1 protein-coding gene is annotated in these 1296 nt (G+C 68.3%); it reads left to right on the forward strand.

The window, feature by feature from the left end; all coding sequences use genetic code 11:
• Nucleotides 1–1014: NsdA family TPR-like regulatory protein (locus AC2CHE_RS26835; protein ID WP_484507606.1), on the forward strand; the 1014-nt coding region annotated here is incomplete at its 5' end.
• Nucleotides 1015–1296 lie beyond the last annotated feature (282 nt).

The raw sequence follows: 1296 nt of genomic DNA on the forward strand, positions 1-1296 counted from the left end.
GCGGGAGGCGTGCTTGTTGGCCTGGTGGATGCGCCGGTCGACCACGCCGCCGAGGCCGGCGAGCTGCTTGCGAGAGTCGCTGCCAGTGACGTGAGCAGAGACGTGCTCGACCGGATCGAGCAGGGCGTTGATGATCTGGCCAGTTCCTATCCGACGATGGCTCCGGCGGAGCTTTTGCCGTTGGTGCGGCGGCACCTCGCCTTTGTGGGGCGGTTGCTGGATGGACGGGTCACGCTTGCTCAACGGCGTCGGTTGTTGGTTGCTGGTGGTTGGTTGGCGGTGCTGCGGGCGACCGTCCATATCGACCTGCGGCAGCGGACTGCTGCGGCTGCTCACTTGCGAGCTGCTCGTGACCTTGCCGTACATGCGGAGCATGGCGAGATCCAGGCATGGTGTCTGGAAACTCGGGCCTGGGACGTGTTGACTCAAGGTGACTACCGGACCGCACTCGATCTTTCCGATCAAGCTCAGCGGGTCGCCCCGAAGGGTAGCTCCGCTCGCATCCAGGCGACTGCTCAGGAGGCCCGTGCGTGGGCGCGGATCGGCGACGTCGGTGCGACCCGACGCGTGTTGGACCGGGTTGAGCGGCTGACGGCGAATCTGCCTGTTCCGGAGCGAGCCGAGCACCACTATCGGTACGACCCAGCTAAGGCCGCCGCGTACACGGCCACGACGTTGGCGTGGGCGGGTGACCCCGGTGCCGAGCAGGTAGCGCGGGCGGTGTTGGCCGAGTTGGATCCGCACGGTGATGGGGGGGCGCGGCCCCGCCGGTCCGCGTCGGCTCGTCTCGACCTTGGTCTCGCCCTGGTCGCTGCCGGCCAGCCGGATGAGGCGGTGGCGCTGGGGGCGCAGGCGGTGGCGTCCGGGCGGGTGGTGCCGTCGAACTGGTGGCGGGCTGCGGAGTTGCTGGCGAAGGTGGAGCAGACGGGGGTACCCGAGGCCGCGACATTGCGTGACCTGTGCATCGAGTACGCCCCGGGACGTCGACCAGCAGCGGACAGCACACCTGGTTAGCGGACAGTCACCTTCTGGAACGACAACACGCACGGCGTGAGGCTTGACCTCTACAACGGGCGCGGATCGAGGCACATCAGCAGATGGCCCTCCGTGTCCTCAGGAGGGAGGGCCGGACAGATGGCGGTGGCTATTGGACTCCTGCGGCGCATAGTCAGCCGGTACTTCTCGTCGCCACCGGCGGTGTCGGGGTTCGGCCAGCGCATCCAGACGATGGAGCAGGACGCCGCCCGGCGGCGGCTGCTGGACCAAGCGCGAGGCGTACAGCAGCATCCGACAGCG

This window comes from Micromonospora sp. ATLC16, from assembly GCF_057196645.1.